The organism is Rhizobium altiplani (assembly GCF_001542405.1).
Lineage (GTDB): Bacteria > Pseudomonadota > Alphaproteobacteria > Rhizobiales > Rhizobiaceae > Rhizobium > Rhizobium altiplani.
This window is the reverse complement of record NZ_LNCD01000114.1, coordinates 1-5056: the sequence shown is the minus strand read 5'-3', so window position 1 is coordinate 5056 and position 5056 is coordinate 1. Positions and strand designations below refer to the sequence as shown.

Below are 5056 nucleotides of genomic sequence, written 5' to 3'. Positions count from 1 at the left end.
TTCGCATTCTCGGCGATCAGATGCTGATTCCTTTCAAACTCGGCCCAGCTAATATAGCCTTCATGATGGTCGTGGATCAAAACTTCCCAGTCCTTCGAATTACGCCGCAACGTATCACGGATGATCCGTTTGCGCCCATCCTTGATCATCACCCGTGTCCCACGCCGGCCGTAGGCGTACGAGCCAGCGTAGACGGGGTTTGTCAGTATGTGATGAAGGGTATGATAAACCGGAGCTTTCCACTCGATCGGCGGTTTGCCGCGCCCTTGATTGACAGACGGAACCAAGACATTCTCTTGTCTGAACCAGAGCAACACCTGGCGGACGGTCTGCAGTTCGGCGAATTTACGAAAGACGAGCAGAATGCTCTCCTGAACGCGCCGATCAGGATCTTTCTCGACACGGGCATCATCCGTCTTCACATATCCGACGGCAACAGTCAGATGAAGTTCGCCGCGCCGCGCCTTTTGGCGCATGGCCTCGACGGATCGTTGCCGAAACACGGATAACTCCATCTCGCTCATCGTACCCTTCATGCCAAGAAGGAGGCGATCGTTAGGCGAGCGTGGATCGTAAATAGCCTCTTCGTCAACGATTAGAGTGCCGACCAGACCACAAAATTCCAGCAACGTATGCCAATCACGGCCATTGCGCGCCAGACGTGAGGCCTCAAGCGATACGACTGCTCCCACCCGACCTTCACATATCGCCGCCAACAGCTTCTCGAATCCTGGGCGGGCGGTGCCACCTCCGGATCGTCCAAGGTCATCGTCGACGATCTCGACGGTCTCCCAACCCAACTGTCGAGCACGCTCGACTAAGCCGTACTGCCGTCGTTGGCTTTCCAGGTTATTGGCAACCTGGTAGGCCGTCGACTGCCGGACGTAGACGAAGGCGCTAAGGCTAAGATGGTCGGCGGTAATCTTACTCATTGCCCGCCTCCTTTCCGCCGTCGGCGCACCGCTTTGCCGCCGCTTCCGTCAACAGTAATTGCAGGAGCGTTAAGGCTTCCCGGCGCTGGGTGTCGCTCAGGTCTACCGGCCGGGCTGTCACGAACAGATCCAATTGCATGCGAAATTGCTTTCTCATGGCTTATCCCTTCGGCTTCTTGAACCGAGCGAAAAGGTACGTGAGAATCAATGAATGCGCGCAGTTCAATAAGCTTGGCTGCCGAAAGGCGCGGCTCGGCTACAATCTCGATCGAACTCGCCGCAGGATCAAACATCCATGCGGGGATTTGAAATGAGCCACCATGGGCTTGTCGAATCAGCAGATAATGAACACCTTCGTGCTCATGGCTGCCGGTTACCAATACAGTTTGGTCAACCAGTGGATGGAAGGGATACCTGACCGTGGACTCGAATGCCAGAAACCCGGCATTATGAACCCGGCTTCGAGGGCGGCGGACGCACTTGGGCGACGCTGGCCACGCTTCTCCAGACGGCCAAGATGAACAACGTCGATCCGCTCGACTGGCTCTCACAGACATTAACCCGCATCGCTAAAGGCTGGCCTGTATCTGAAATCGAGGCGCTCATGCCCTGGAACTTCAAGCCCCACGCCATGGGCTAACCGCTTACGATTGGTGATGGATTGTCGAGTTGAGGCTGATTGGGCGAGCCGCCTGTGGCGAGCGATGCTATGAGCTGCGCTCACCGAACCGCTTGCGGGTTTCGTCCCATTCGGGTGACGCCCTCTCGCGGCCGCCGCTCGGCGGCGGATCATTCCTCGGTAATGGTCGAGCATCGGCAGCATGGCCGGCTGGACGCCGGGTACGGACACGGCACCTGACCGCGCCGTGGTCTACCTCTCTCTGACATCCCATTGTGCACCCGCCACGTCGGCTAGCAGCGGGGCATTACTGCCCCGCCGCCCCCCTAAGAACCGGGCGGGCGGATCACTCCGCACCCGGCTTCAAGCCATTCTCCAGCGCCACGATGTGGCACCGGGCTACCCGGCGGTATGTTTCGCACTCTGACGGCGGGCGAAATAGGTATCCCATGTGGGATCGAACGGGTTCGCCAGCGCCTGGATTTTGGCATGGCTCTCGATTGAGACCGCCGCTGCACGGACGAGGCCAATTTGGAGTCCTCCGTGCTAAAATCCCATGACTGACTGCCGTTGGCCCTGAAATACCTCCTCCTGATCCACCGTGCTCCTTTTTTGGAGTGTCGTCGGCACGCCCATCTCCAGAGCATGCGCCAGATGTGGAAGTCTACCGAAGAGAAGGTCGCCATCGCCACGACATGACGGTGATACATCGCCCATCCCCGAATGATCGGGTCAGTTATTTGTATCAATCCTTCCTGCGTGATGGCAGCGTTGCCTTTGATGATTTTCCGGACCTTATCCAGCAGCGCCTTGATGCTGCGTTTGGACGTCGTAATGAGAAGCTTGCCGTTGTACTTTCGCACATTCTGGCCCAAAAATCGAAACCATCCGCTATGTTCGTAATTCTGGTTTTCTCGCCCGAGAGTTCCAGACCCCGAACAGCAAGAAATTTCCTGATCGCCGGTAAGACCTTGCGTTCCTGCACCTCTTTCGAAGCACTGGTTACGACAAAGTCGTCAGCATAACGGATGACGTGGGGCTTGGCTTTTTGATACGTGGGTTTCGACGATCCCGCGCTTACATCAACTGCGGCCTCAAGCCCGTCTAGCACTCTATTAGCGATCGTGGGCGAAATCACACCCCCTTGCGGGGTCCCCGCCCGCGTGTCGAACAGAGTTCCCTCTTCAATATATCCGGCTTGAAGCCACTTCCGCTGATCGCGCCGGATGCCATCGACGTCAAAATTCGAAATGCTCCAGCGCTATCCGACGATCCGGAAACTGGCACCCCAATTCCCGTCGACACTCGTATTCCGCGGTCACGCCGTGGCAGCGAATCTTTTGCGGGCGCTCTCCGTGATTGCCGATCTCTACCGCACTGGGAAATTTGCGATCCCGGACGGAGCTCCGATCTCCTTTGCCCCCAAAGGCTGGAAGCCTCTCAGTCTGCGGGATGGCAAGAGAGCCTACGAACTCTGCCTGTTCAGCGAGCTGAAGCGCCGGCTTGATGCTGCCAATAACTGAGTGGAAGGGGCGAAGCGCTTCCAGTCCTTGAAAGCTTTCTCATTCCCAGGCCGACACTCGAGCTGAACCGCGTCCGGTTGCTGGAAGGCGACATCGCCGCGAAGTTCCTAGGTGCGATCCAAGGTAAAGCGGCTGCGATCAACAGACCACTTCTCGTTGATAGCACGCTGATCAGGTGTAAGGAAAGGTGATGTGACTCGAATAGTCTGCCCTCCGACGAGCGGTAGCCGCTGTATAAGGCCGGGGAGTACCTGATAGGCAATTCCTCCAGGAGGCGAGACCTCGGTAAGCTGCAGGCTTGGATTTGAAGCCTCGGTAGAATTACAATTATAACGTGATATCGGTTTGGTATGTCACTGTTCGCTGCCACCTTGAAGCGTAGATTAACGTCGGAGTGTAATCATGGATCGCGATAGACAGCGGGCACGTACAGCTGGTAATTCATCCCGAGATGGCGGCGGTGCGGAACGAACCAGTCACTTCCCAAATGACCTATTGGCCGAGGTGGCAAGCCGCCTACCCACCCACGATACATCTGAAACGGCAAATAACCTCGCGAACTTTGAACTCACGAGCCGATCCGCGCGAGAGGCGGTTCAGGCAAGCCCCGTTGGCACGTTTCACCAGCGGATCAACCGGCTCGGCAGCTCAGCGCGAGCGTTGCACGACAGGGCCCTGGCTCAAGTTGCGCCGGACCAAGGCGCACCAGACCGGGTGTTCGCACAGGCCGTAGCTCCCGTGCTCGCGCCAATATTTAGATTTCAGACTCCTCAGAGAAAAACAGACGCCGTCGACCGCATTCTGAACATCGAGGCTCCGAGAAATCAAGCCATGGCGCTCGCCAAGATAGGAGACCACTTGGGTGACCTAGACAGTGCAAACAGAAGTCGTCTTATCAACCGAGCGGTCCAATTAACCACCCACTCGGCAGACATGGTTACCCGGCACAATGCTGCACGCGCCCTTTTGAAGGGATATCATCACTTGAGCGCGGGGCAGCAATCGCAATTATCAGTCGACTACTTGCAGAGTGTCAGCACGCTTCCCGGTGACGAGCCGCTTGCAGCGTCTGCATCTCGCCGCGTGGCACAGGTGCCGCTTCCAAGTTTGGACAGGAGGATCGACGAGGCTCAGGTCCAAGCTCATGGGCACGCAGGAGAGCAGGGACCCATCTCTCGAACCCAACTGAGAGGTATGCGAGCGACCGCGGAGAACCTCAACAGGGCGGATAGTGACGCACGGTCGGAACTGGCGTCTTCCTCCAGAAGCAGAGAACGAAATTGGGGGCGATGAGTTTCACTACCGATTCGCCTTAACAGTATCACGTTGAGAGTGAAGGCTCGTTATTGCAATCAGGCACCTTTGGCTGGAACGCGACAGGTCCCTCTATCTCACCGAAAGAGACGTGCTATTTCCCAGCACCGGCGCCGAACATCCGCCCCGCAACAAGGTGATATGGTATTGTCACGTTAACTGGGCTGCGGTTGCCTGCCTGACGGGTTGGGCGTAGATTTCGGCATGTATTCACGAGATATCAGCTTCAAGCGTGACCGTTTTCCGCCACGGATCGTTTCTCGGTCTGGCTTATTTGCGGTTCAACCTTAGTCGCGTGAAGTTGAGGAAATGCTGCTCGAGCGACGTGTCATAGGAGACAGTCCGCCGCTGGATTGCCAAGTTCGGACCCCAGATCGCACGCAACTTGCGGCGGCGGCAGGCGCGCCCCGACGGTATTTGGTATTTGGACGAAGTCGTCGTGAAATGCGCTGGAGAGAAATTCTGGCTCTGGCGTGCGGTCGATCAACATGGCACCGTTCTCGAAGAGATATTGCAGAAGCGGCGTGATAAAAGGGCAGCGACGCGCGTGCTGGTGGCGTTAATGAAGCGCTATGGCTTTGCTCCCAAACGGAGCATCACCGATAAGCTCCGCTCCTATGGTGCAGCAAAGGCGGAAGTGGCACGGCCTTGACCATTGGTCGCACAAG

At 57.1% G+C, this 5056-nt stretch carries 5 protein-coding genes and 3 pseudogenes; 3 read left to right on the top strand and 5 right to left on the bottom strand.

The annotated features are described in order from the left end of the window. The 3 genes and pseudogenes from AS026_RS26765 to AS026_RS43705 form a co-directional block, all read right to left on the bottom strand. Window positions 1-932 (bottom strand): recombinase family protein (locus AS026_RS26765; RefSeq protein WP_131815295.1); only part of this gene is annotated, 932 nt, incomplete at its 3' end. Beyond that, entirely contained in the window at window positions 925-1089 is a 165-nt protein-coding gene (locus tag AS026_RS43710) for a hypothetical protein (RefSeq protein WP_245307414.1), read from the bottom strand. The genes AS026_RS26765 and AS026_RS43710, both read right to left, overlap by 8 nt. Before the next feature lie 106 nt (window positions 1090-1195). Further along, window positions 1196-1312: pseudogene (locus AS026_RS43705) on the bottom strand (hypothetical protein); the annotation flags it as partial. 77 nt (window positions 1313-1389) lie between these two features. Here AS026_RS43705 and AS026_RS26760 point away from each other — a divergent pair. Continuing rightward, window positions 1390-1572, top strand: a pseudogene (locus AS026_RS26760) (transposase domain-containing protein); the annotation flags it as partial. 305 nt (window positions 1573-1877) lie between these two features. On the opposite strand, the gene AS026_RS44655 reads toward AS026_RS26760, so the two are convergent. Beyond that, complete coding sequence (locus AS026_RS44655) at window positions 1878-2414, bottom strand: group II intron maturase-specific domain-containing protein (protein WP_412770357.1); 537 nt, start codon at window positions 2412-2414, stop codon at window positions 1878-1880. Continuing rightward, the gene (locus AS026_RS44650) at window positions 2297-2689 is read right to left on the bottom strand and encodes a reverse transcriptase domain-containing protein (RefSeq protein ID WP_482822330.1); all 393 of its coding nucleotides are present in this window, start codon (window positions 2687-2689) and stop codon (window positions 2297-2299) included. Before AS026_RS44650 ends, AS026_RS44655 begins: the two co-directional genes overlap by 118 nt. 112 nt (window positions 2690-2801) lie before the next feature. On the opposite strand from AS026_RS44650, the gene AS026_RS26750 reads away from it, so the two are divergent. Continuing rightward, a complete protein-coding gene (locus AS026_RS26750; RefSeq protein WP_131815346.1) occupies window positions 2802-3074 on the top strand; it encodes a hypothetical protein in 273 nt (90 codons plus the stop codon). Window positions 3075-4592: 1518 nt separating this feature from the next. Continuing rightward, a pseudogene (locus tag AS026_RS26740) lies at window positions 4593-5056 on the top strand (IS6 family transposase); the annotation flags it as partial.